Here is a 25,811-nt window from a genome sequence, read left to right on the forward strand (position 1 = left end):
GAGCTGTTGCGCCGGGTCATCGTAAGGCTCAGCCGAAGAGTTGGAGGGGAGTTACTACGACGGTGAAGGTGCCTACACACCAGAGTTTGATCAATTGCCAGAGGGTGGGGAAGGTGCCATCGGGGTAGCGCAGGCGTAGGCCGAAGAAGGCTTTGCCGAGGGTTGTGCCGGTTATCCGCTGGATGAATGTGCGATGCACGAAAGATGTTGCGACGGCGGCGGTTACGGCCAGGGGAATGGCCTGCTCGGGGTCTGGGGCGTATCCGGTGATCGTGAGCCAGACGGCGCCGCCGATGGCTGCGTGCACCAGCAGATCGATGGCGAAGGCGACGAGCATCGGCCATCTCGGCTCGTCGATGGTGCCGTCGGGGCGCGGCCGACCGGCGTTCAGCGACATCGAATCGTACTTTGTCGCTTCAGGTTTGCGTACCGGCTCGACGTAGTGCAGTGACCCGTTCGGGTCGTGTTCGAACCGCGACTGCACAGCCGGAGGCGGCGTCGGCGCGTCCGCGTAGCGTCCGCGATTGCCATGCACCACAGATATCTCCCGAGTCATCGTGTCGTGAGCTGATCGCCGACCATTGTGTCAGCGGTCCCAGTGGTGGGAGGTCCGCAGGCGCCGCGGCCTGCGGACCTCGAGCGGTTACCGCAGGGCCGAGGCTATTTCGCGTTCGAAGAGGTCGATGCCGCTGGTGTCGTAGGCGGCTTCGGGGAAGTTGAAGATGGCGTAGCCGAGGCCGAGTTCGCGGACGGCGGACAGGCGCTCGGTGATCTGTTCCGGGGTGCCGACGGCGGGGGAGGTGCGGAGCATGCCGTCGACGAAGGATTTGGCCTGGTCGTCACTGATCACCGTGGCCAAGCGGGCCTGCAGGGCCGAAAGGCGTTGCTCTACTTCGGCTTCGGTGGATCCGATGACGGCGTTGAAGTTCGAGGAGCGCACGATGGCGTCGAAATCGGTGCCCACCTCGGCGCAGTGCGCGCGCAGGATCTCGGACTTGTGGGTGAATTCCTCCGGTGCGCCACTGAAGTTGGTGTACTGGGCGTACTTCGCCGCGATTCGTAGCGTCTTCTTCTCACCACCGCCCGCGACCCAAATCGGAATACCGCCCTCCTGCAATGGAAGTGGCCGCACGATCGCACCGTCGACCTGGTAGTACTTACCGTCCAGCGTGGCCTTGCCCTCGGTCCAGGCCTGGCGGAAGATCTGGACGCCCTCGTCGAGCCGCCCGAGCCGCTCACCCGCCGACGGAAACCCGTAACCGTAAGCGCGCCACTCGTGTTCGTACCAGCCGCCGCCGATACCCATCTCGACCCGGCCGCCGGAGATCAGATCCGTGGTCGCGGCGACCTTGGCCAGATATGCCGGATTGCGGTAGCTGATCGCGGTACACATCTGCCCCAGCCGAATGCGCGATGTGGTGGCCGCGAACGCCGCCATCAGCGTCCACGCCTCATGTGTAGCCTCTTCGGTCGGCACCGGCACCGTGTGGAAGTGGTCGTACACCCAGAGCGATTCCCAGGTATCTCCGGCATCCGCCCGCTGGGCGAGATCGCGCATCACCCCCCACTGCGCCGCCGGGTCGATATCGACCAAATCCAGCCGCCACCCCTGTGGAATGAAGATGCCGAAGCGCACAGATCTCTCCTTCGTATGTTTTCACCGAACCTAGCCGCAACGATCCTCGCGGGCCTCCCATGATTGGTGCAGAGTTCGGCTCGGCGTGCGTCGAATCTCCTGCCGACCGGAAAATTCGCTGGCGGCGTGGGTACGGTCCGGGTCATGCTGAAGGTCGATGAACAAAGAAAGACAACAGCGACTCGGCATCGACTTCGGCCGGGTCATCCAGGGGGCGGCGGGTGCTGCGGACACCGTATTTCTGTCCGGGGGAATCGAGCAGGCGCTGGCATCTCCGCCGAGTGCCGACGCGTTCGAGGTATTGGCGCGGTTGGTGCGTCGGTTCGACGGCCACGCATGGGTCATCTCGAAATGCGGGCCCCGTGTTCAGGAGCGCACCCTGCGGTGGCTCGACCACCACGCGTTCTACGACCGGACGGGCGTGCCGAAGGACAACGTGCGGTTCTGCCGGGCAAGGGCGGATAAGGCGAAGCACTGCGCGGAATTGGGGATCACGCACATGATCGACGACCGCCTGGAGGTGCATCAGGCCCTGCGCGAGCTGGTACCGAATCTGTATCTGTTCGGTGTACAGGAAGGGCCGGTACTGGACTGGGTGGAGCACACGCCGACCTGGCCCGATGTCGAGATCGCCGTCGGCGCCACCTTGCCATCCTGACACCGGATGTGGGTCCGGTCATATTCGAGCGAGATAACGTCGATCTTTACGCGATTCGAGTGTGAACACCGGCGTCACCGCATGTATCCTTCAACCGGAAGCAGTGCGGTCGGCCCGATCCGGGCGGCGCATTCGAGAAATCCGCAGTGGTGACGGCCCTGTGGCGGCGTTGAGGAGGTGGGGTTGCATGCGCAGCGAACCTCCCAGTCGAAGGCCGCGCGGCGCCGCCCCTTCGTAAAACCGTCCTGTAGTCGGTCCCGGGGTTGGTGCCCGCGGTGTGACTTCGTTCTTTCGATTCACTCGCTTATCTCGCCGTGTGCTGAGGACCTCCCATGTCGCAGACCGATCTCATCGAAGCACGTCCGACGCTGTCCGCATCCCTGCAGGACATCGTGGACACCCATCGTGTCGACGCCGCACTCGACTGGCTCGACAACCAGCAGCCGCATGTCATAGCGGACGAACTCGCACGCATGGACGCCGTCCAGGCGGGCGTCGCCTTCCGTCTCCTCGACAAGGATCTGGCGCTGGCCGTCTTCGAGGAGCTCGAACCCGTTGACCAGCAACAGATTCTGGAGGGTCTGCGCGATCAGAGCTTCCGCGATCTGGTCGAGGCCATGGATCCCGACGACCGCGCCAGGATGCTGCGCGAGGCGCCGGCCAAGGTCGCCAAGAAGGTGCTGGCCGGACTGAGCGCGCGCGAACGCCGGATGACCGCTTCGCTGCTCGGCTATCCGGAGGGTTCGGTCGGGCTGTACATGACGCCGGAAGTCGTTGCGCTGCCGCGCAATCTGAGCGTGCCCGATGCTCTGCAGACAGTACGGATCAAGGGCATCAATGCCGAAACGGTGTACACGCTGCCCGTCGTCGACGCCGGTCGCCGGCTCACCGGAATTGTCGAATTGCGTGAGCTGGTGCTGAGCCGTCCCGAGACCATGGTGTCGGATCTGGTCGTCACCGAGCCGACATTCGTGCGCGCGACCGACTCCGCCGAGAAGGCGGCGCGGCTGATGCGCGAAACCAATGTCATGAACCTGCCGGTCGTCGACAGCGAGGACCGGCTGGTCGGACTGCTCACTATCGATGACGCCGTGGAGGTCATCGAGGCCGCCGACAGTGAGGACGTCGCCAAGCAGGCGGGTTCGGCACCGTGGGAGGGCCACTACATGGCGGCCAAGGTGTTCCAGCTGGCCCGCTACCGCGCACTGTGGTTGCTGCTGTTGCTGTTCGCGGCCACCCTGACGGTCAGCGTCACCGACTTCTTCGAGGGCACCCTGCAGCAGGCGGCGCACCTGGCGCTGTTCATCCCGCTACTCATCGGCGCGGGCGGGAATGCGGGTGCCCAGGCGGCGACCGCATGTGTGCGTGCAGTCGCCGTCGGCGAGGTGCGCGGCTCCGACCTGTTCAAGGTGATCTGGCGCGAATGCCGCGTCGGTCTGGTGCTCGGCACCATGCTGGCCACCGCGGGCATCGCCATCGGCGCGCTGTTCGTCGATCCGGGCACCGCACTGGTCGTCGGCATCACCCTGGTCATCATCTGCGGCTGGGCCGCGACCATCGGTGGCACCATGCCGTTGCTCGCCAAGCGATTCCACATCGATCCGGCGGTCGTCTCGGCCCCGATGGTCACCACCCTGGTCGACGCCACCGGCCTCATCATCTACTTCACCACCGCCAAACTGGTCCTCGGCATCTGAGGCGAAGACCAGAAATCCGGCTCGGTCACTGCGGACCGAGCCGGATTTCATTGTGGGCGTGAGGGTTTCAGAACTCCCAGTCTTCGTCTTCGGTATTGACGGCCTTGCCGATGACGTAGCTGGAGCCGGAGCCGGAGAAGAAGTCGTGGTTCTCGTCGGCGTTGGGGGACAGGGCCGAGAGGATGGCCGGGTTGACTTCGGTTTCGTCCTTGGGGAACAGGCCTTCGTAGCCGAGGTTCATCAGTGCCTTGTTGGCGTTGTAGCGCAGGAACTTCTTGACGTCCTCGGTGAGGCCGACCTCGTCGTAGAGATCCTGGGTGTATTCGACCTCGTTGTCGTAGAGCTCGAAGAGCAGCTCGAACGTGTAGTTCTTGAGGTCGTCGCGTTCGGCCTGGCCGAGCAGTTCCAGACCCTTCTGGTACTTGTAACCGATGTAGTAGCCGTGCACCGCCTCGTCGCGGATGATCAGGCGGATCAGGTCGGCGGTGTTGGTGAGCTTGGCCCGCGAGGACCAGTACATCGGCAGGTAGAAGCCGGAGTAGAACAGGAAGCTCTCCAGCAGGGTGGAGGCCACCTTGCGCTTGAGCGGATCGTCGCCGCGGTAGTACTCCAGCACGATCTCGGCCTTGCGCTGAAGGTTTCGGTTCTCCTCCGACCAGCGGAACGCGTCATCGATCTCGCGGGTGGAGCACAGCGTGGAGAAGATCGAGCTGTAGCTCTTGGCGTGCACCGACTCCATGAACGCGATATTGGTGAGCACCGCCTCCTCGTGCGGCGTCACGGCGTCCGGGATCAGGCTCACCGCGCCGACCGTGCCCTGGATCGTGTCCAGCAGCGTCAGGCCGGTGAAGACCCGCATGGTCAGTTGCTTCTCGTCGGCGGTGAGGGTGTTCCACGACGGGATGTCGTTGGACACCGGCACCTTCTCGGGCAGCCAGAAGTTGCCGGTCAGGCGATCCCAGACCTCGGCATCCTTCTCGTCGGGCACCCGATTCCAGTTGATGGCCGACACCCGATCGATCAGTTTCATCCTGCCTCCACACCCTTCCCGAGCACGCTGCCGTCACGGAATTGCTACGCCCTGGACACTACTCCTTGGGGGTGACAAGTCCGTGCAGCACAACACCTTGTGTCGCAGCGGCGTCTTTCGCGATGGCGCAGATGCGCCGGTGACCACCGCCTGCGGCACCCATTGTGCGGCACGCGGTGCGAAATCCGTGCATCGCGCCGGGTGGGCGCAGAGTCACGTTTTCACTCGCGGATGTCGGAGCCCGGCAGTAGCATGGTCCGACCGTGTGGCGGCAACCGAGGGGGTTCGATGTCCGCACCGACTGATCCGGATATGTCCGATCTGCTCGGCCGACTAGCGCGTGTGCCGAGTGGCCGCCGGAGCAAATGGGTGATGCTCGGCGTCTGGATCATTGCCCTGCTGGCACTGGGCACCTTCGCCGGAAAGCTCACCGGCGCACAGAAGAACGACAATGTCACCTGGCTGCCGGACAGCGCCGAATCCACCCAGGCATTCAAACTGGCCGAGAAATTCGGCAATAGCGACGATGTTCCGGTGGTGCTGGTGTATGAGCGCCGGGACGGGATCACCGAGGCCGATCGGCTGGCGGTCGGCGCCGATGCCAAACGGTTCCGGCAGGTCGAGCATGTCGTGCCCGATAAGGTGCTCGGCCCGATCCAGTCCGGAGATGGTCAGGGCCTGGAAATCCTGGTGCCGATCTCGATGGGATCCGAGGGCTGGAACCGCCTGACGAATGTGGTCGGTGCGATCAATGACGCGGCGGGGGAGCGCCCCGACGGATTGTCCTTCTATGCCACCGGACCGGCGGGGTACGCGGCCGAATTCGGTGAGGTGTTCAAGGGGATCGACGGTCTGCTGCTGTACTCGGCCGCCGCGGTCGTCATCGTCATTCTGCTGCTCACCTACGGTCCGATGCTGTGGGCGTTTCCGCTGATCACCGTCGCCTTCGCGCTGGTGATATCGCAGGCCGCGGTATTCGGCGCGACCAAGCTGGGGCTGACCGTCAACGCGCAGAGCCAGGCCATCCTCACCGTGCTGGTCTTCGGCGCGGGCACCGACTATGCGCTGCTGCTGGTTGCCCGCTATCGCGAGGAACTGCGCCGCCATCCCGATAAACACGAGGCGATGGCGGTCGCACTGCATCGCGCCGGGCCCGCGGTGCTGGCCAGTGGTTGCACCGTGATCGTCTCGATGTTGGCGCTGCTGGTGGCGGAGATGAATTCCACCAAGGGCATCGGGCCGGTCTGCGCCATCGGCATCACGGTGGCGCTGCTGGCGATGTTGACGCTGCTGCCCGCGTTGCTGGTGATCGTCGGCCGGTGGATCTTCTGGCCGCGACATCCGAATTTCGGCACCGTCAACGAGACCGAATCCGGCATCTGGGCGCGTATCGGATTCGCGATTGCCCGGCGGCCGCGAACCGTCTGGATCGGCACCGCACTGGCACTCGGCGCACTCGCACTCGGTGCCGGCGGGCTGGAGGCCGAGGGCATCGCGAACAAGGACGCCTTCGTCGGCTCATCCGCCGCGGTCACCGGAACCGCGGTGCTGGAACGGCATTTCGAGGCGGGCACCGGTCAGCCTGTGATGGTCGTCGCCTCGTCTGCGCGCGTCGATGCGGTCGCCACCGCCTTGGGCTCGACACCTGGAATTACCGCACCGTCGCGACCGATCGTCAAGGATGATCTGGCCTATCTCGAGGGCACGCTCACGGAGCCGCCGGACAGCCGGGCCGCCGAGGCCACCATCGATCGGGTGCGTGCGGCCGTGCACGCGGTGGATCCGAAGGCCAGGGTCGGCGGGCAGACCGCCGTCGTGCTGGACATCAAACGCGCTGTGGCACATGACAATCGGGTCATCGTGCCGGTGGTGCTCGCCATTGTGATGGCGATCCTGATGGTGCTGCTGCGCGCGGTAGCCGCGCCGATTCTGCTCACGGCGACCGTGGTGCTGTCCTATTTCGCCGCACTCGGGCTGAGCCGCTGGATCTTCGATCTGGCCGGTTTCAAGGGCGCCGACGCCGGACTGCCGCTGCTGACCTTCGTCTTCCTGGTTGCTCTCGGCATCGACTACAACATCTTCCTGATGTCGCGGGTGCACGAGGAGGTGATCAAGCATCGCACCAAGGCGGGCGCGCTCATCGGCTTGGCCGCAACGGGCGGCGTGATCACTTCGGCCGGACTGGTCCTGGCAGGCACATTCGCGGTATTCGCGACCATGCCGGTGGTGACGTTCGCCGAAATGGGCATTGTCATCGCCGTCGGCGTGCTGCTCGATACCTTGATCGTGCGTTCGATCCTGGTCACCGCCCTGACGCTGGATATCGGCGACCGGATCTGGTGGCCGAGCGCATTGGCCCGGCCCAGGGTGGCCGCGGAACGCGAACCGGAGACCAGTCTCAGCAAGTGACCCGCCGCCGCGCTGCCGCATTTCGGCTGCGGCGAGGGTTACGTTGTGGCCGTCGGTTACCACGCGTTTCGCCAAGGAGGGTGTGCTATGACCAGTCCCGGCCCGACCAAAACCGGACCCGCGCTCAATGACATGACGATCTTCGCGGGCGTATTGATTCTGATTACCGGCGTACTGCATCTGCTCGCCGCCATTGCGGCCATTGCCAAGCGTGACTTATTCGTCTTGACCGAGGATCAGGTCTTCCAGGTGAACGTCTCGGCCTGGGGCTGGGTTCATCTGGTGATCGCGGTGCTGATCATCATCGCTGGCGTCGGCATTATCACCGGACAGAACTGGGGTTATCTGGCGGGTATCGTGATGGCGTCGATCAGCCTGCTGGACAACTTCCTGTTCGCGCCGATGTACCCGTTCTGGTCGTTGGTGATGATCGCGCTCGACGTGCTCATCATCTGGGCGCTGGCGCGGCAGATCGGCGCCGAAAGCGGAGTGGCGCGATAGGTTTCGCGTTATCGGCCCCCGGCCCGTCGCGTACGGGCCGGGGGCCGACTTGTCTGCCTACCTGGTGCGCGGCGGCGGTCCGCCCTGTCCGCCGGGACCGCCTTGTCCGCCGGGACCGCCCTGTCCCGGCGGCGTACCGCCATTGCCGGACTGGGTGTTCTGTGATTTCTCGGCGACGCCGACGGTGATCGACACGGTCATACCCGAACTCGGAGTGCCGGTGACCGTGGCCATTTCGGCATCCCAGCCGTCGCCGAAGACATTGTCCGAGGCGAGTGAGATCTGGGAAAGGTTGCTGATGCTCTGTGAGTATCCGGAGTCGGCGGCGAAGACGGTGCCGCAGACGTCCTGCGGCAGTGCGATCTGTGAGGTGAGGCGGGCGTTCTCGCCCGCCACGGCGGTGCTGAGCGAGTCGTAGACCTCGAAATGGATATGCGGCCAGCGACCGGAATAGCAGGCGGGGAAGATCGAGGTGAACCTCACCTCGCCATCGGCATCCGCGACTTGGACGCCGCGGAGATAGTTCTGGTCGGTAATGCTCTTACCGTAGAGCGAGTATTCGCCGGAGCGGTCGCAATGCCAGACGTAGACGGCCATGCCCGCGCCCGCGGTGCCGCTCTTGGCCAAGTCCTGCAGCTTCAATCGCAGTGACATCGGAACACCCTGTGCAACACCGGAATACGCACCGAAGCTGGTCGTGATGTCGGAGCGGACCACGCCGGATTCGATCAGCACATTGGGGCCGTTCGAGCCGTCGCCCGGGTACGGGCCCGCGGTCTCCTGCGGTGCGGCGGCGACCGTGCCGGTGCTGGTGGTCGTGGTGCTGGTGGTGGCGGCGGAGGTGGTGCTGGTGGTCGTCGTCGCCGATGCGCAGCCCGCCGCCACCGTCGCCGCCCCGGCTGCGCCGAAGAAAGCCAGGGCGCGGCGGCGTGACATCACCTTCATATCGTGGGCGAGTCCGAGATCGTGCTCGTGTACGTCACCATCGCGGCGGTGCGCGGGCTGTGCGCTCACTGCGTTGTCCTTCCGTCGTCGCGGTCAGCTGTCGACCGTGACGCTATGGACGCAGGCTAGGCGGTATGTGGGCCCAGGCTGGGAGCAAGCTGTGAGTGGTGGTCATGTGCCGAGTTCCGGCGTCGGCGCTGCCGCGAGGTGCTCATCGAGTACCGGCGCGATGATCGAGAGTGCGTGCGGCGAGGTCAGATCGTTGTGGGCGAGGTCGATATCGTGGTTGACGACCCGGCCGGAGGCGTAGGGCCGCCAGCCGTCCGGCCCGACCATATCGGAGGTGTCCACGGTGGCGCTGAAATACAGCAGGTCGCCTCGATAGACCGGGCGATGGTAGCCGGTGCGGGTGCGCGCGGCCGCGTTGTAGGAAGCCGCCATTCGCTCGATGATCTCGGCGTCGATGAGTTCCATACCGAGCCGGGCCTCGATGAGTTCGGCGGCCTCCTGGGCGCTCGCATCGGCGGGGACGTCTTCGATGCCGAAGATCGCGCCGAAGGTATTGACGAATGCGCCGGCGGAAAGCTGTTCGATGGAGTCGCTGTCGATATCGGCATGGTCGCTGTCCAGAAGTGCCACGACACCGACGGATTCGCCCGCCGCCTGCAGTTTCGCCGCCATGGCGTGTGCGATGAGGCCACCGAAGGACCAGCCGAGCAGGTGGTACGGCCCGTTCGGCTGGACGGCCCGGATTTCGCGGATGTACCGGTCGGCGGACTCCTCGATGGAGCGCGCCGCCGGTTCGCGACCACTGAGCTCCGGGGCCTGTAGACCGTAGATCGGTCGGCCGGGTCGCAGCCGTTCCGCGAATCCCAGGTAGCTCCAGGACATTCCGGACGACGAGTGAATGCAGAACAGCGCGGGCTCGGTGCCGCCGAGCCGGATCGGCAGCAGCACATCGAGACCGAGTCCGCCTGGTGCGGCGGCGGTTTCGCGTGCCGCGACCTGTGCGGCGATCGTCGCGGCTTCATCGTCGGCAGCGCGTTGCGCGGCCGGGGTATGCACGAAATCGGCTGCCGCACTGAGAATCTCGCACCACCGGCGGGACAACTCGGCGATCTCGGAACGATCCGCGAGTGTTTCCGGGAAGCGGAGATCCGCGTGCAACCGATCGTCGATGACGACCGCGCTGATTTCGATCGCGGACGCGACCGGCAGTTCGGGATGCTCATCGGCGTGCAGGTCGCCGAATTCATCGGTGGCGGACCAGCCGAGCCCTTCGAGTCCGGCGGGAATATCGACATCCGGGTGCCGACCGAGGTATTCGAAGCTGATCCGGCCTGGCATTCGAGCTGGAAGTTGTTCTGCTGCAGTAGGATTGAGGTAGCGCAGCATCCCGTATCCGATGCCCTTGTCCGGCACCGCGAGCAGCTGGTGTTTGATCGTGCGGATCGCCGTGCCCATCGCCGCACCGCCCGCGCAGGCGTCATCGATATCGATCGCGGACAGATCCAGCCGCGCCGGGTAGATACTCGTGAACCAGCCGAGTGTCCGATTCAGATTCGCACCCGGGATCACATCCCGCCTGCCATCGCCCGCCAACCGCAGCAGGGCCGTCGAATCGTCCACATTCCGCCACCGCACCAGCGCCAATGTCAGCGTGGCGAGCAGAGCATCGGTGACCGCGCCCTGGAACAGTTCCGGCAGGGTGGTGAGCAGTGCGGTGGTGACCTCCTCGGAGACCTCGAATCCGACCGTGCGCAGAGTGTGCGCCTGATCGATTGCCGGATCGAGCTCGCGGGAGCCGATCAGCGGATCAGGACCGGCGATCATGTCCTGCCAGTACTCGAGTTCGGCACTGCGCCGTTCGGTCCGCGCCTCCTCGACGAGGGCATGCGACCACCGACGCATCGACGTACCGACGTCGGCGAGAACAGGTGTGTTCCCGACCGAAACCTGCGCCCACGCGGCGATCAAGTCCGCCACCAGAATTCGCCACGACGCACTGTCGACGGCGAGTCGGTGCGCCACCACGATCAGGCGGCCCGATCGCGTCCTGGCACCGGCATCGCCGATCGGATCCAGCCAGACAGCTTGCAGCACAATGCCATTCGCTGGGGAGAGCCGATCTGCCGCGGAGTCCAGCTCGGTGGCGGCATATTCGCGTAGGTCGAGCGCGTCGGCTCCGGCATCGAATTCGATGCGGTGCACCAGCGCGTCGACATCGACCGAGCCAGGGTCGTCGACTCGCCACTGCCAGCCGTCCTCGGCTCGCCAGAGCCGCGAGCGCAGTATGTCGTGCCGATCGACCACCGCGGCGAGTGTCGCGACGAGTTGCGCACGCTCGACGCCGACCGGAAGTGCCAACACCACGGACTGCGCACAGCGGTCGATCTCGCCGCCACGCTCGACCAGCGCGTGCACGCTCGGGGTGAGCGGCAACTCGCCGATCCCGCCACCGGGCAGTTCGTCGAGCGACACGACCGGCCCGGCCACCACAGCGGCCAATGCGGCAACCGTGCGATGTTCGAAGACCTGCAGCGGCGTGCACTGGATGCCGTGCATTTTCGCGCGGGAGACCAGTTTGATCGCCATGATGCTGTCGCCGCCGAGCGCGAAGAACGAATCGTCGACGCCGACCTTGTTGCGGTCGAGCAGCTCAGCGTAGATCTGCGCCAGGATTTCCTCCGTGGGAGTCGTCGGAGCGCGGTACTCGGTCTCCTCGACGACGAATTCCGGTTCCGGCAATGCTTTTCGATCGAGCTTGCCCACGGCATTGAGCGGGATGGCATCCATGACCACGAATGCGGCGGGCACCATATACGCGGGCAAGGTATCGGCGGCGAACGCGCGCACGCGGGCGATATCGAGTTCGATACCGGGCTTGCGCACGAGATATGCCGCGAGCGCCGTGGATCCGGTCGGGCCGGGAACGCCGAGGGTGACCGCGAAGTCGACCCCATCCGCGCGCCCGAGAACCGCATCGATCTCACCCAGCTCGATGCGCTGACCGCGCACCTTGACCTGGAAGTCGGTGCGGCCGATGTATTCCAGCTCCAACCCGGCCGCTCGAGTCCAGCGCACCAGGTCACCGGTGCGGTACATGAGTTCGCCGGGACCGCCGAAGGGGTTCGCGATGAAACGCGCGGCGGTCAGGCTCGGCCGGGCGTGATAGCAGCGGGCCAGTGCGGAGCCCGCGAGGTATAGCTCGCCCGCGACACCGACAGGCACCGGACGCAGCCGATCATCCAGGACCAATACGGACGCACCGCGAATCGGCGCACCGATGGTGACCGGGGTGCCCGCAGCGAGCGCCGCGGAACCCGTTGCCCAGATGGTGAATTCGGTCGGACCGTACAGATTCACCATGCTCCGGCCGTCGCACCAGCGTTCGACCAGTTCGGCGCCGACCGCCTCGCCCGCCACCGCGAGCACCCGCACACTCGACACCTCGGCTGGATCGATGGTGGCCAGTGCCGACGGCGTGATCACCATATGCGTGACCTGTTCGGCGGCAATCAATTCGGCGAGTGCGCTGCCGCCGAAGATCTCCGGTGGTGCGACCACCGACGCGCCGCCGGAGCCGAATGCCATCAGCGCCTCGAAGACCGATGCGTCGAAACTCGGCGAGGCGACCTGCAATACCCGCGAGTGCTCGTCGACGCCGAGCGATTCCCGTTGTGCCGCAATGAGGTCGGCGATACCGCGATGGGAGACGGTGACGCCCTTGGGTGTTCCGGTCGAACCGGAGGTGTAGATCATCCAGGCGGGGTTGTCCGGACGGATCGACTCCGACGACAACGCTGCGTCACTTGCCGCCCGTTGGCGACCGCTGAACTCGGCATCGTCGAGCACCAGCCATTCGGTGCTGTCGGGCAGCAGTGGCCGGTAGGCGGCGAGGGTGAGGCCGACCCGCGAACCGGAATCGGTGAGCATGTGATCGATCCGGTCCACCGGATGTTTCGGATCGACCGGCAGGAAGGCGGCACCGGCCTTCGCGGTCGCCCACATGCCGATCAGCAGTTCGGCGGAGCGGGGGAGACCCAGCGCCACAACGGTTTCCGTGCCGACGCCCGCTTCGATCAGGAGCCGGGCCAACTGGTTCGACGTGGCGTCGAGTTCACGGTAGGTCGTCGTGCGTCCGTCGGCGACCAAAGCCGGGCGGTCCGGGTAGGAGGCGGCCGATGCGGCGAGCGCATAGGTGAGCGTCGTGGTCCCCGTGGTCTCGGTGCCGCGAACCGGGACCAGTTCGGTGCGTTCGGATTCGGCGAGGATGTCGATATCGGCCAAGCGGATATCGATATCCGAGACGATCGCGGCGAGCACGCGACGCCACCGATCGACGAAGGTCGCCATTGTGGTTTCGTCGAAAAGGTCCATCGCGTAGGTCAATACACCCTCGACGCCGTCCGGGCCGTCGGTGGTGAAACGTTCACGCAGGTCGAGCGTCAGGTCGAATTGCGAGGCGCCGCGATCGAAATCCTCTACCTCGAACCGCAATCCGGGCAGTTCCAGGACCGGTTCGACGAAGTTCTGCAGTGACAGCGACACCTGGAATATCGGATGGTGTGCGGTCGATCTGGTCGGGTTGAGCACCTGGACGAGCCGTTCGAACGGCACATCGGTATTGCCGAAGGCATCCAGATCCGCGGCCCGCACGGTCGCGAGGAACTGCCGGAATCCGGTTCCTGGATCGACCGGCGTGCGCAGGGCCAGCGTATTGACGAACATGCCGACGAGTTCGTCGAGCGCCTCCTCACCACGGCCCGCGACGGGCGTGCCGATCACGACATCGTCGGTACCGCCGAGCCGGGCCAGCAGCACCGCGAGCGCGGCGTGCACGACCATGAATACGCTGACATTGTTCGCGGTCGCGAATTCGATGATGGCGCTGTGCAATTGCGCGTCCAGCGTGAAATCGACGTCGGCGCTGCGCATCGACTGCACTGCCGGGCGCGGGCGATCGGCGGGCAGCTCCAACACATCCGGTGCACCGCCGAGGATATCGGACCAGTATCGGATCTGCCGTGCCGCAAGCGATTCCGGATCCGACTCGTTGCCGAGCAACTCCCGATGCCACAGCGCGAAATCGGCGTACTGCACGCCGAGCGGCACGCGGGTCGTGTCGGCACCGCTGGTCCGCTCCGAGTATGCGGCGACCAGATCGGCCGCCAATGGTGCCATCGAGGCGCCGTCGGCGCTGATGTGATGGACCACGAGCACGACGACATGCACCGAGGGCGGTTCGACCATCACAGGCGCCTCGGCCACGAGGGGACTCGACGACACCGGCGGAATGCCCGCGCCGGCGCCGGAGGACACCGGCACCGATCCCTTGCCGTTCGCGCCGGTGCCGTCGCCGATCCGGAAGATGCCGACCCGCAACGGCGGCTCCGTGGTGATATCGAATCCGGTGCCCGCCAGGGCATTGATCCGATGACGCAGGGCCGCAGTGTCTCCGGTGTCGATCACGGCCAACTCCGGCGCGGCGGCCGCCGTACCGATCACCACCTGACGGGGTCCCTCCGCATCGGCGGGGTAGATGGTGCGCAGACTCTCGTGCCGCTCGACCACATCGGCGAGCGCATGTTGCATCGCCGCCACATCGAGGTTTCCGGTGAGCCGCAAGGCGACCGCGATGTTGTACGCGGGCGAGGCCGGATCCATCCGATTGAGGACCCACATGCGCTGCTGAGCCGGGGACAACGGAATTCGGTCCGGACGAATGCGTGGAGCGAGCGAGAACCGGCCCGGCTTGCCGTCGGTGGCCGGGATGACCCGCGCGGACAGTTGGGCCACCGTCGGCGCGTCGAACAGATCGCGCAGTGCGATGGTGGAGCCGAGGGACGAATTGATCCGGGCGACAACCTTGGTCGCGCTGAGCGAATTGCCGCCGAGTTCGAAGAACGACTCGTCGGCGCTTACCTGCTCGCTGCCGAGCACCTCGCCGAATACCCCGGCGACCGCCAGTTCGACCGGTGTCCGCGGCGCGAGATACGGCCGCTTTTCCGCCGAGAAGTCCGGCACCGGAAGGGCTTTGCGATCCAGCTTGCCGACCGGGGTCAGCGGAATGTCGTCGAGCACGACCAGGTATCCGGGCACCATATAGCTGGGCAGTTCGGCCGCCACCTGCTCCCGCAGGCGCTCGGGATCGAGTTCGGTGCCCGTGGTCGGCAGGACATACGAGACCAGCACGGTCGCGCCCGCCGGTCCGGTGAGGCCGATGGTCACCGCGTATTCGACCTGTTCGTCGCGTGCGAGCACGGCATCGATTTCGCCGAGTTCGATCCGCAGACCACGGATCTTGACCTGGAAGTCGCTGCGGCCCAGATACTCGAGCTCGAGTGCGTCATCGGCACCGGTGACCCATCGGACCATATCGCCGGTTCGATACATCCTTTCCCCGGCCGCGCCATACGGATTCGCGATGAAACGCGCCGCGGTCATCTCGAACCGATTGAAGTAACCACGTGCCAGCGCCGGACCGGCCAGGTACAGCTCACCCGCGATGCCCACAGGAACCGGTCGCAGCCAGGTATCGAGCACCAGATTCGACGCGCCGCGGATCGGCCCGCCGATGGTGATCGGTTGCCCCGGCAGCAGTTCGACGGGGCTTGTCGCGCAGACGCTGAATTCGGTGGGGCCGTAAAGATTCACCATCCGCCGCCCGACCGCCCACCGGTCGATCAGTTCGGATGAGGTGGCCTCGCCCCCGACCCCGAGCACCCGCAGGTCGGCCAGATCGGTCGGTTCCATGGTGGCCAGCGCCGACGGCGTGATCGCGGCGTGGGTGATCCGTTCGGTGCGCAGCAGATGTTCCAGATCGCTGCCGCCGTAGACATCCGGTGGCGCTACCACCAGGCGGCCACCCGTCGAATGCGCGATCAGCAGCTCCATGACCGATGCGTCGAAACTCGGCGAAGCGACCTGTAGCGAACTGATAGAGGGATCGAGTTCGAGGCCCTCTTGTTGTGCGGTGGCCATATTCACGAGGCCGCGATGGCTGACCAGGACAGCCTTGGGCTTACCGGTGGAGCCCGAGGTGTAGATCAGGTAGGCGGTCTGGTCGATATTGATAGGGCCGCCGCGCTCTTCGTCTGTGATGGGCGCGTCGGAGACGAGCATGACTCGTCGAATCGTGTTCAGGTCGTCGAGCAGCAGCCAGTCGATGGTGCCGGGTAGTGTCTCACCGGTCGCCGTAACCGTCACCCCGATCGGGGCCTTCGAATCGGTGAGCATGTGCTCGATCCGCTCCACCGGATAGCTCGGATCCAGCGGTAGGAACGCCGCGCCGGACTTGGCTAGCGCCCAGACGGCCACCACCGATTCCAGTGATCGGGTGAGTGCGAGTATGACGAAGACCTCCCGACCGACACCGCGACCGAGCAGTACCCGGGCGAAACGGTTGGACCAGGCGTCGAGTTCGCCATAGCTCATGCTGAGATCACCCGCGGTGATCGCGATGGCATCTGGATCGATGCGCGCGCCTGCCGACAGGATGTCCGGAAGTGTCTGCGGCGGAACCGATTCCGCACCGCGCACGGGTGCCAGGGTCGCCAGTTCGGCGTCGTCGCAGTATTGCAGTTGGGAGACGAGGGCATTCGGATTGTCGGCGAGTTGGGTCAGTAGCCGGACGAAGCGCTCCAGCAGTGGTTGTGCCGCCGTGCGATCGAGCTGGTCGGCCATGAATTTCAGGTTGATGCGCAGTGTGTCGTGCCCGTCTTCGCCGTGCACCGGAATGACCATGAGGCCCAACGGGTAGGGCGTGGCGTCGGTGCCCGCGATATCGAGCACCCGCATACCCGCGATATCGAGCGCCTGCGACAGCGCCTCCCGGTCGATCGGATACGACTCGAATACGGTGAGCGTGTCGAAGAGTTCGGCGAGGCCGACGGCCCGGTGGATGGCGGCCAGCCCCACATGCTGGTGGTCCAGCAGGCGCGCTTGCTCGGCCTGGATGCGGGTGAGCAGGTCGGCGACCTTCTCCGCGGGATCGAGCTGGACCCGTACCGGAAGCGTATTGATGAACAGTCCGACCATCTCTTCGACGCCGGGCAGCTCCGGTGGCCTACCGGATACGGTGCCGCCGAACACCACATCCGTGCGCCCGGTCGACATGGCGAGCAGCATCGCCCATGCGGCCTGCACCACCGTGTTCACCGTCGCACCGGATTCGCGTGCGGTGGTCTCCAGCCGCTCGACCGTGGCCCGGGTCAGGTCGTGCGTAATCATTCCGGCCTCGGTCGATTCGATCCCGGCCAGCGACGGGACCGCGCGCGTCGGCGTATCCACGCCGGCCAGCGATTGCGTCCAGGCCGCGAGCGAGGCCTCGTTGTCCTGCTCGTCGAGCCACGCCAGGAACTCCCGGTACGAGTGCGCGGGTGGCAGTGCGGAGGTGTCGCCCCTGGTGACGTAGAGCGTCAGCAGCTCGCGCACCAGCAGTGGTGTCGACCAGCCGTCCAGCACCAGATGGTGATTGGTCATGACCAGCCGATAGATATCTGCCCCGATGCGGATGAGGGTGAAGCGGATCAGCGGTGGGCGGTCGAGTTCGAATCGGGTGCGGGCGTCGAGGGCGATGAGGCGGTCGAGTTCGCGGTCGCGTTCGTCGGTATCGGCGATATCGGTGAGATCGATATCGTGCCAGCGGATTTCGCCGCCGGCGAGAACGAGCTGGCGCGGACCGTCATCGGTTTCGGCGAAGGCGACGCGCAGGTTCTCGTGGCGCTCCAGCAAGGCCTGTGCCGCACTGCGCAAGCGGGCGGCGTCGACGGTGCCCGCCAGGGTGAGCAGTGATTGGACGGTGTAGTCGTCGGCGGTATCGGTGTCGTAGAGCGCATGGAAGAGCAGACCGTACTGCAACGGCGAAAGCGGCCAGACGTCGACGAGATTCGGGTAGGTGCGTTCCCAGCTGTCGATCTGCTGTTGCCGCACCGGGACCAGTTCGAAGTCCGACGGGGTGCGTCCGCCCGCGCCCGGCGAGCCTGCGTGCGCCGCGAGCGCGCCCAGCGCCTGCGACCACAGCTCGGCGAGCTGACCGACATCCGCCTCGTCGAGCAACCGCGAGGCGAAGGCCCAGGTGACCTCCAAGCCGACATCGGTGAGCACGGCATTGATATCGACGACCGCGGCCAGCGGCGCCGACTCGTTGTGCGTCGCCGCGAAACGCTGTGGCAGCCACGCTCCCGCGTGCCCGCCGGTGAGCGCACGGCCGAGATAGTTGAAGCTGAGCTGCGGGATCGGCGCGTCCGCGAGTGCGGCGGCGGACTCCGGATGCTGATAGCGCAGCATGCCGTAGCCGATGCCCTTATCCGGCACCGCGCGCAGCTGTTCCTTGACCTTCTTGATCGCGGTGCCCGCCGCGCCGCCACCGGCGAACGCGTCGTCGAGATCGATGCCGGTCACATCGATGGCTACCGGGTAGATGCTGGTGAACCAGCCGACCGTACGGGCGACATCGGCGCCTGGCAGCAGTGTCTCGGAGCGGCCGTGGCCTTCCAGGGTGAGCAGCGCGGTATTGCGATCGCGCCAGCGGCTCACCGCGAGTGCGAGTCCGGTGAGCAGCACATCGTCTGCGCCGCAATGGAATTGGTCGGGCAGCGTGGCCAGTACGGTGTTGGCGATATCCGGGTCGACGGTGGTCCGGCACTGGCCCATGGTGGCGACGACGTCGACCGCGGGATCCAGTGCCGCCGAGCCGACAATCGGATCCGGGGTGGCCAGCATCTGTTGCCACAGCGGCAGTTCGGCCACCCGCTCGGGCGCCTGTTCGGCTTGACCGTATGCCCACCGCCGGAAGGAGGTGCCGACGGGCACGAGGGTGCCGCCCGACGCCGCGATCGCCAGGTCCGGCAACATGATTCGCCAGGAGACGCCGTCGGTCACCAGATGGTGCAGCACCAGCCAGCACAGTGGATCGGCCCCCGCCCGCTCGATCAGGACGAATCGCGCGACGACACCAGCCTCGGGATCGAGCAGATCCGCTGCCTGTTGCAATTCGCGCTCGTAGCTGTCGTCGGAGTCCGCGTCGGCCGCGACTACCTCGATCAAATCATCGGCAGTTATCGAATCACGCTCGGCGACAACCCATTCCCAGCCTTGCTCGGTGTGCCGCAGAGTGGAGCGGAGCACATCGTGATGGTCGAGGAGCGCTTGGACCGCGGCGCTGAGCTGGTCGCGGCCGAAAGCCTCCGGGAGACCGATCAAGACGGCCTGACCGAAGCGGTTCCAGGTCGGTCCCTGCTCCACCATGGCGTGCACGATCGGCGTGAGCTCTACAGTGCCGACCCCGCCGCCGGGCAGTTCGGTGACCGTCTGTGCGCGCACGTCGGTCGCGATCGCGGCCAGCGCGGCAACGGTCTTGCGCTCGAACACATCTCGTGCACTGAAGCCGATCCCGGCGGCCTTCGCGCGCGATACCAGCTGGATGGAGACGATACTGTCACCGCCGAGTGCGAAGAAGCTGTCGTCGACACCGACCGTTTCGAGTCCGAGGACATCGGCGAACAAGCCGGCCAGTGCCGCTTCGCGCGGCGTCGACGGCGCCCGGCCCACAACGGCTCGGACACTGAAATCCGGTGCGGGCAGGGCCCTGCGGTCCACCTTTCCCAGCGGTGTCAACGGAATGCTGTCGAGCACCATGACGACCGAGGGGACCATATAGGCCGGAAGCGTCTCACCGGCAGCGGCTTTCAGCGCCTCCGGGTGAATCTCGGCGCCGGGCTTGCCGAGCACGTAGGACACCAGTGCGGTCACTCCGGTGGGAGTCTTCGCGCCGATGGTGAGTGCGAAATCGACGTCGGGCTGCCGTTGCAGCGCGGCATCGATCTCACCGAGTTCGATGCGGAACCCGCGCACCTTGACCTGGAAGTCGCTGCGGCCCTGGTACTCCAGTTCGTCGTCTGCGGTCCACCGCACGAGATCGCCGGTGCGGTACATCCGCTCACCCGGCGCGTTCGGATTGGCGACGAAACGGCTGGCGGTCAGTCCGTTGCGCTGGTGATAGCCGCGCGCGACGCCCGCGCCGGCCAGATACAGCTCACCGACCGCGCCGCGGGCCACCGGCCGCAACCACGGGTCGAGCACGACAGCGGTGACACCGAGCACGATGCTGCCGATGGTTACCGGCCCGCCGGGGCGCAATGGCCCGCTCAAGGTCACGGTAACGGTGGTTTCGGTGGGCCCGTAGCCGTTCAACAGCGTCCGCCCGGACCAGGTGCTCACCAACTCCGGCGGACACGCGTCACCACCGACGACGATCGTCCGCAGATCCGGCAGCGTCGCCGGGTCCAGCGACCCCACCACCGCCGGGGTGACATTGAGATGGGTGACCCGGTGCGCGCGCAGAACTTCGGCCATCTCCTCGCCCGCATACGCCGACGGCGGCACGACAGCGAGCGTCGCACCCGCCGCGAGGGTGACCAGGATCTCCTCGACGGAAATATCGAAACTCGGCGAAACCGCGTGTGCCACTACCGAATCGGCGTCGACACCGAATCCGGCGCCGGAACCGGTGACCAAATTCGCCAGGCCACGATGCGACACCAGCACACCCTTGGGCAGTCCCGTCGATCCGGAGGTGTAGATGATGTAGGCGATCTGATCCAGGTGTACCGGCCCGCGGCGGTCGGCATCGGTAATCGCCGCCGAATCCTGCGCGTCCACCGTTTCGGCCGTCGCGTCGTCGTCGAGCAGCAGCCAATTCACGCGGTCCGGCAAGGACTTTCGCGCCGGGTGCACGGTCAAGCCCGCGACGACCCCGCTGTCGCCGACCATATGCTCGATCCGGTCGGCGGGATAGGTCGGGTCGATGGGGACGAATGCCGCACCGGATTTCGCCACCGCGAGCGTGGCGAGTACGGATTCGGCCGAACGCGGAATCGAAATCGCGACGGTGCGTTCGGGTCCGGCGCCCGCCGCGATCAGCACGCGGGCCAGACGGTTGGTGTACTCGTCGACCTGACGGTAGGTCATGCTGGTGTCGCCGCAGCGCAGCGCCATCGCCTCCGGGTCGAGTGCGGCACCGGCCGCGATGATTTCGGGGAGGGTGCGCGGTGCGACCGCTTCGGGTCCGCGCGCGGGCACCAGCCGATCCTGCTCCTGCGGGGAGACGACCTGGACGGTACTCAGCGGCGCATCCGGTCCGGCGGCCAGGAACCCGTGCAGGAACATCAAGAAGCGGGCATGGTGTGCCGCCAATTCATCGGTGCTGTACAGGTTTCCGTTGCCCTGCAGATCGATGTGGGTGCTCTCGCCGCCGACGCCCGGATACAGGTTGAAGAACACGTCATCGATCAACCCGGATGTCAGCACGTGCAGTCGTCCGGTGACCGAGCCGAGCTGAATCCTGGTGTCCACCATCATCAAATTGACGGCCGGACCGAACGACGACGCCTCGTCCATCGACCAGCCGAGATCACGGACGATGTCCTCCTGCCGGTAACGCTGTCTGCGCAGTGCCCCGGTCAGCTCACTCTGCGCTGCCCGGATCACGTCACCGACCGTGGTGGTCGGTGACAACAACAGGCGCATCGGAACGACATTGGCGACCATGCCGCCGGAGCGGCGCAGTGCCGCCGTGGTGCGTCCCGAAACCGGCAGGCTCAGCACCACTTCGGGCGCACCGGTCATCGCGGCGAGATAGGCGCCGAAGGCGGCGACGATGGTCGGCGCGGCGTTCGAGCCGGCCGCCTTCGCCACGGTATCGAGCAATTCGGCCGTCGCGGCGGGCAGTGCGCCCGAGACCCGGCTCGGCGGCGCGTCGACATCGGCCTCGCGACCCGCGAGATTGACCGGGTCGGCCATCCCGGCCAGATGCTCGCGCCAGTACTCGCGATCGGCGTCGAATCGGTCCGAGCCACGGTAGGCCAGATCGGCGTCGGCGATCTTCTGCAGTGGTTCGGCCTTGGCGGGCGGCGCCTCGCTGCCCTCGATGGCGGCGTTGTAGATCTCGCCGGTGCGCTGTACCAGTGCGAGCGCACCCATACCGTCCAGCACGATGTGGTGCATGCGCGAGTACCAGAACCAGTGGTCATCGGCCAGCCGCAGCATAGCCACCGCGACCAATCGGTCGTGCATCAGATCCAGCGGCGCGGAGTACTCCGCGCGCATCCAGGCATGTGCCGCTGCCTCGGGATCGGGCTTATCGCGCAGGTCGATGACGGTGAGTTCGTCGACAATGGTGGTGTCGACGAGCTGGTACGGCTGACCCTCGACATCGAGCAGCCGGACATAGCCGGTCCCGAATTCGCGCCCGGTCTGCTTGGCGGCCGCGGCGAGCGCGTCGAGATCGAGTTCGCCGATCAGTTCGACGTACTGGGCGATCGAGATAGGCGTATCGCCCGCGATGTGCTGGGCGAACCAGATACCGCGCTGGGCTGCCGACAGCGGGAACGCGCTGTCGGGCGGTGCGGTGCCTATCTTTCCGTTCGAGGACGATGGCTGTTGCATAAGCACACCTGCGTTCTGACGTCTGGAGCGGTGGTGCACCGCTGGTCCCGACCGTCGCGTAGTAGCAAGTTCATTTTGGACCGGCGCCGAGCCGACCGAAGGCGTATTGACAACACTGTGTTCGATCGGCGGCGTCCCGGAGGCTTTAAGTGGTCGCGCGGCGCTGCCGCCTCCGGGCCCGGCATACGCGCCGCAGCGCGCCCGAACTCCGTGAGTTCGGGCGCGCAGGCTGAATAGCAGGTCAGGCGGACTTCCGCTCGGTCAGCCGATCGGCATCGGTGATCGGGGCGTCGGAGCTGACCAGGTAGCGCTGCAGCGTCGAGCGGTCGTCCAGGAGCAGCCAGTCGATGGCATCGCTGAGCTCAGGGCGGCGGGCCTTGGTGGTGATGCCGATGTAAGCACCGGGGACGGCGGTCGCGTCGTCGGCCACCGATGCCGGAGTCGCGCCGAGCTTGACGACGGCGGATGCGGCAACTGTGGCTTCGATCTGCGGGTCGATCGCCAGCGCGATTCGCGTGTTCACGGCGGCGCCACGGTTGATCAGCACTCGGGCCAGCCGGTTCGCCCAACGATCCAGCTCGACGTTGGCGAGCGTCCCGGAGTTGCTCGGGACCGCACACAGCTCGAACTCGGCCGCTTTCCGCAGGCGCGGCTGCAGCTGGATGACGTTGGTGGCGGGCGCTTCGACCAGAGTGCTCATTGTGATCCCTTCACAGGTTCCGTCTTTGTTCTCGGTGCCCTTCTAATCTCGCTGCCGGGAGGGGTTGGCGACAGCTACCCAAGCGCTGGTGGGAGCACTCCGAGGGTGAGCGAATCCATACCCAAGGTGTGCGGGCTTGATCGGGGAATCGACCAAGCCGCTCGCAAACGACCACGGAGCGAGTCTTACGAGCGAGGAGTTCGCGGCCTGTCTTGCGTCCGAGTCGTCGAAGCGATGCGCGGGTCTCACCTATCCGGCGCGTGTATGTCAGGTGCCGGACGTCCCGCCATCGGCGACGACCACGGAGCGAGTCTTACGAGCGACCGTTCGCGGCCCGTCTTGCGTCCGAGTCGTCGAAGCGCATGCGCCGCAGGCGCGAGTCTCGACGGCTCGGACGCAAGACACCAGGGGGCCGCGAACACGCAGCGCCGAAGGCGCTGCCAAAAACTCAGTCGGTGACGAAACCGTTCAAGCTGCTGCGCAGGTCGGCGAGCAGGGCGCGGGCCGCGGTGAGCCCGTCACCGTGCCACACGGTGTCTTCGACCGCGAAGACGCGCTTATCGGCGGAGGCGCCGAGATCCTTCCAGGCATCGCTGCGCAGCACCGTCTTACCGTGCTCTTCACCTGCCTCGCCCGCGAAGACGACGTAGATAATGTCGCCCTCGACCTTGGGCAGGTCCTGCTCGGTCACGTCGAAGGAGGTGCCGCGCTGCGCGGTCGGCCGTTGTACGCCGACATCGGCGAGGATCTGTCCGGCGAAGCTATTGCTGCCCTGGACCTGGTCGTGATCGGCGGTGAAGCGGACCACCGAGGCCTGGGACTGGCTGGCGGCCAGGGCATTACCGGTCTCGCGCGCCTCGGCGCGGTAGTTCTCCAATGCCGTTGCCGCGGCCGTGCGGCGGCCGAGACCCGCTGCGAGCGTGGCGAATTCGGTCTGCCAGCCGCTTCCGGAATCGGCGAGTACGGTCGGCGCGATCGCCTGCAATGCGGCGAAACCGCCTGGGCCGCTCGACATATCGCCGATGATCAGATCGGGATGCAGGGCGGCGATCTGCCCGAGATCGGGCTGCGCCGCCGAACCGACGGTAGGAATCTTCAGCACGCCGTAACCGAGATACATGGGCTGCGAGCGGGGTCCGTCGATCGGGACCGCGCCGACGACCCGCTCCCACAGGCCGACCGCGCAGGTGGCGTCCAACGCTGAGGTGGACAGGACCACGACGCGCTGCGGATCGGCGGGCACCTCCGAGGTGCCCGCGGCGTGGGTGACGGTGCGAGTCTTGCCGTTCGACGGATCCGGTGCGCTCGGCAGCGGGCAGGCCTTCGAGGTGTCGCGTTCCAGGCCGACCACACCCGCGCCCGCGATATTCGTCGTGGTGCGAATGATCGAGCTGGCGTCGTCCTTCTGACTGCAGCCCGCGACGAGCAATGCGGCGCAGAGCAGGGCGACCGCCGTGCCCCCGTGCCGGACCGCGCGATTCCTGGCGGTGCCGTATCGGGGGGAGTCCGTGCGGTTTCGGGTGCGAACAGGGGCGCTCACCGGCATGCGGGTGAGGGTACCGCGTGGCGTGGGTGCCGGGACGCGAAGGCCACCGCCGCGTGCACGTCGCGTCCGGACCCTGTTCGCGACCGCGCGGAATCCCGCTGTCGTACAGCGGATTCCGCGCGGTCGCCGGATCGGCTACTTGGCATTGCCGCCGATGCTGAACCGCGCGCCGGTCGGATCGGTGACCTGTGCGATCCGGCCGTAGGGGGTGTTCTCGGGCTGGGCCAGCACGGTGCCGCCCAGTTCGACGACCTTCGCGACGGCCGCGTCGACGTCATCGGCGCCGAAGTAGACGGTCCAGCCCGCCGGTACGCCCTCGGGCAGGAAGGCCGAGGCATCCATGACACCGCCGAGCATCGGGGTGGTGGCGTGGATGGTGGTGTAGCGGAACTCCGGGGAGTCGGAGATGGCGAAGGTATCGCTCCAGCCGAAGACGTCGCGGTAGAAGTCGAGCGAGCGGGCGTAGTCGCGGGTGTGCAGTTCGAACCAGGACGGGATGCCGACGTGGTCACTCCAGGTGCCGCCCGAGGCGATGCCGATGGTCTCGAAACCGCCGAAGGTGCCGGTCTGCCAGATGCCGACGCCCGCGCCGCCGACATCGCCGAGCACGGCCATCGCGCCGAGATCGCCCACATCCATGGGCGCCACGACGACCGCACCGCCGTGCTCGGCGGCCGCGTCGGCGGTGGCCTTGGCATCGGGCGAAGCGAGGTAGACCGTCCATTGATCGGGTCCCTCGGCCCCGTCCGCGGTCTTGCCCATGCCGCCCGCGACGGCCTTACCTTCCTTGCGGAAGGTGATGTAGCCGCCGAACTCCTCGTCCGCGCGGTCTGCGGTCCAGCCGAAGAGCTGGCCGTAGAAGGCGATGGCCCGGTCTGGATCAGAGGTGTAAACGTCGACCCAGCAGGGATCGCCGGTCTTGGGTGCGGGCCCGCCCGTCACCCGACCGCCGCCCCTCATCGAATCGCTACGCGATGCTGTGCTCATCAAAGGTCTCCTTGGCCGAGAGTGGATCACTGTCACAGATAGAGACGTCGGCTGCCCGGGAAAGTCATCGCTGGCGACTGCTTGCAGATCGCTCGAAATGGTCGGCACGCACGGGGCCGGATTTGATGATCGCCGGATCAGTGGGTTGGAGTCGCCCATACCGCGAAATACGACACAGAGTAGGACCCGTGCGGATGGCTGTCGCAGCACGGTTTACGATCTCAGGAGCGCAAGCGAACTCCTCGTCTGTCCC

Annotated in this window: 12 protein-coding genes; 4 read left to right on the forward strand and 8 right to left on the reverse strand. The window is 66.3% G+C overall.

Annotation, left to right across the window (positions count from 1 at the left end):
* Positions 1-28: 28 nt before the first annotated feature.
* Both ACZ60G_RS13590 and ACZ60G_RS13595 read right to left on the reverse strand, forming a co-directional pair.
* A complete protein-coding gene (locus ACZ60G_RS13590; RefSeq protein ID WP_465810221.1) occupies positions 29-538 on the reverse strand; it encodes an RDD family protein in 510 nt (169 codons plus the stop codon).
* Between the two features lie 105 nt (positions 539-643).
* Positions 644-1,636 (reverse strand): LLM class F420-dependent oxidoreductase, encoded by a 993-nt coding sequence (locus ACZ60G_RS13595; protein WP_465810223.1) that lies wholly within the window; start codon positions 1,634-1,636, stop codon positions 644-646.
* Between the two features lie 157 nt (positions 1,637-1,793).
* Here ACZ60G_RS13595 and ACZ60G_RS13600 point away from each other — a divergent pair, with 157 nt between their 5' ends.
* Positions 1,794-2,294 (forward strand): hypothetical protein, encoded by a 501-nt coding sequence (locus tag ACZ60G_RS13600; RefSeq protein ID WP_465810225.1) that lies wholly within the window; start codon positions 1,794-1,796, stop codon positions 2,292-2,294.
* Positions 2,295-2,626: 332 nt separating this feature from the next.
* A complete protein-coding gene (gene mgtE / locus ACZ60G_RS13605; RefSeq protein ID WP_465810227.1) occupies positions 2,627-3,991 on the forward strand; it encodes a magnesium transporter in 1,365 nt (454 codons plus the stop codon).
* Between the two features lie 67 nt (positions 3,992-4,058).
* Here mgtE and nrdF read toward each other — a convergent pair whose 3' ends face one another.
* A complete protein-coding gene (nrdF, locus tag ACZ60G_RS13610; protein ID WP_327101320.1) occupies positions 4,059-5,021 on the reverse strand; it encodes a class 1b ribonucleoside-diphosphate reductase subunit beta in 963 nt (320 codons plus the stop codon).
* A 288-nt stretch (positions 5,022-5,309) separates the two neighbouring features.
* Between nrdF and ACZ60G_RS13615 the strand changes: the two genes are divergently transcribed.
* Positions 5,310-7,430, forward strand: a complete 2,121-nt coding sequence (locus ACZ60G_RS13615; protein WP_465810229.1) for an MMPL family transporter — start codon at positions 5,310-5,312, stop codon at positions 7,428-7,430.
* 87 nt (positions 7,431-7,517) lie between these two features.
* Positions 7,518-7,931, forward strand: a complete 414-nt coding sequence (locus tag ACZ60G_RS13620; RefSeq protein ID WP_465810231.1) for a DUF7144 family membrane protein — start codon at positions 7,518-7,520, stop codon at positions 7,929-7,931.
* Positions 7,932-7,988: 57 nt separating this feature from the next.
* On the opposite strand, the gene ACZ60G_RS13625 is transcribed toward ACZ60G_RS13620, so the two are convergent.
* The 5 genes from ACZ60G_RS13625 to ACZ60G_RS13645 all read right to left on the reverse strand — a co-directional run bounded on the left by ACZ60G_RS13625 (position 7,989) and on the right by ACZ60G_RS13645 (position 25,558).
* The gene (locus ACZ60G_RS13625; protein ID WP_465810233.1) at positions 7,989-8,945 is read right to left on the reverse strand and encodes a dioxygenase family protein; all 957 of its coding nucleotides are present in this window, start codon (positions 8,943-8,945) and stop codon (positions 7,989-7,991) included.
* A 102-nt stretch (positions 8,946-9,047) separates the two neighbouring features.
* The gene (locus ACZ60G_RS13630; RefSeq protein WP_465810235.1) at positions 9,048-22,325 is read right to left on the reverse strand and encodes an amino acid adenylation domain-containing protein; all 13,278 of its coding nucleotides are present in this window, start codon (positions 22,323-22,325) and stop codon (positions 9,048-9,050) included.
* Positions 22,326-22,566: 241 nt separating this feature from the next.
* A complete protein-coding gene (locus tag ACZ60G_RS13635) occupies positions 22,567-23,025 on the reverse strand; it encodes an AMP-binding protein (protein ID WP_465810237.1) in 459 nt (152 codons plus the stop codon).
* Between the two features lie 448 nt (positions 23,026-23,473).
* Positions 23,474-24,571: an ABC transporter substrate-binding protein gene (locus ACZ60G_RS13640; RefSeq protein ID WP_465810239.1), complete on the reverse strand. Its 1,098-nt coding sequence runs from the start codon at positions 24,569-24,571 to the stop codon at positions 23,474-23,476.
* A 135-nt stretch (positions 24,572-24,706) separates the two neighbouring features.
* Entirely contained in the window at positions 24,707-25,558 is an 852-nt protein-coding gene (locus ACZ60G_RS13645; RefSeq protein ID WP_465810241.1) for a VOC family protein, read from the reverse strand.
* Between the last annotated feature and the right edge of the window lie 253 nt (positions 25,559-25,811).

Source organism: Nocardia sp. NPDC102475, assembly GCF_055584605.1.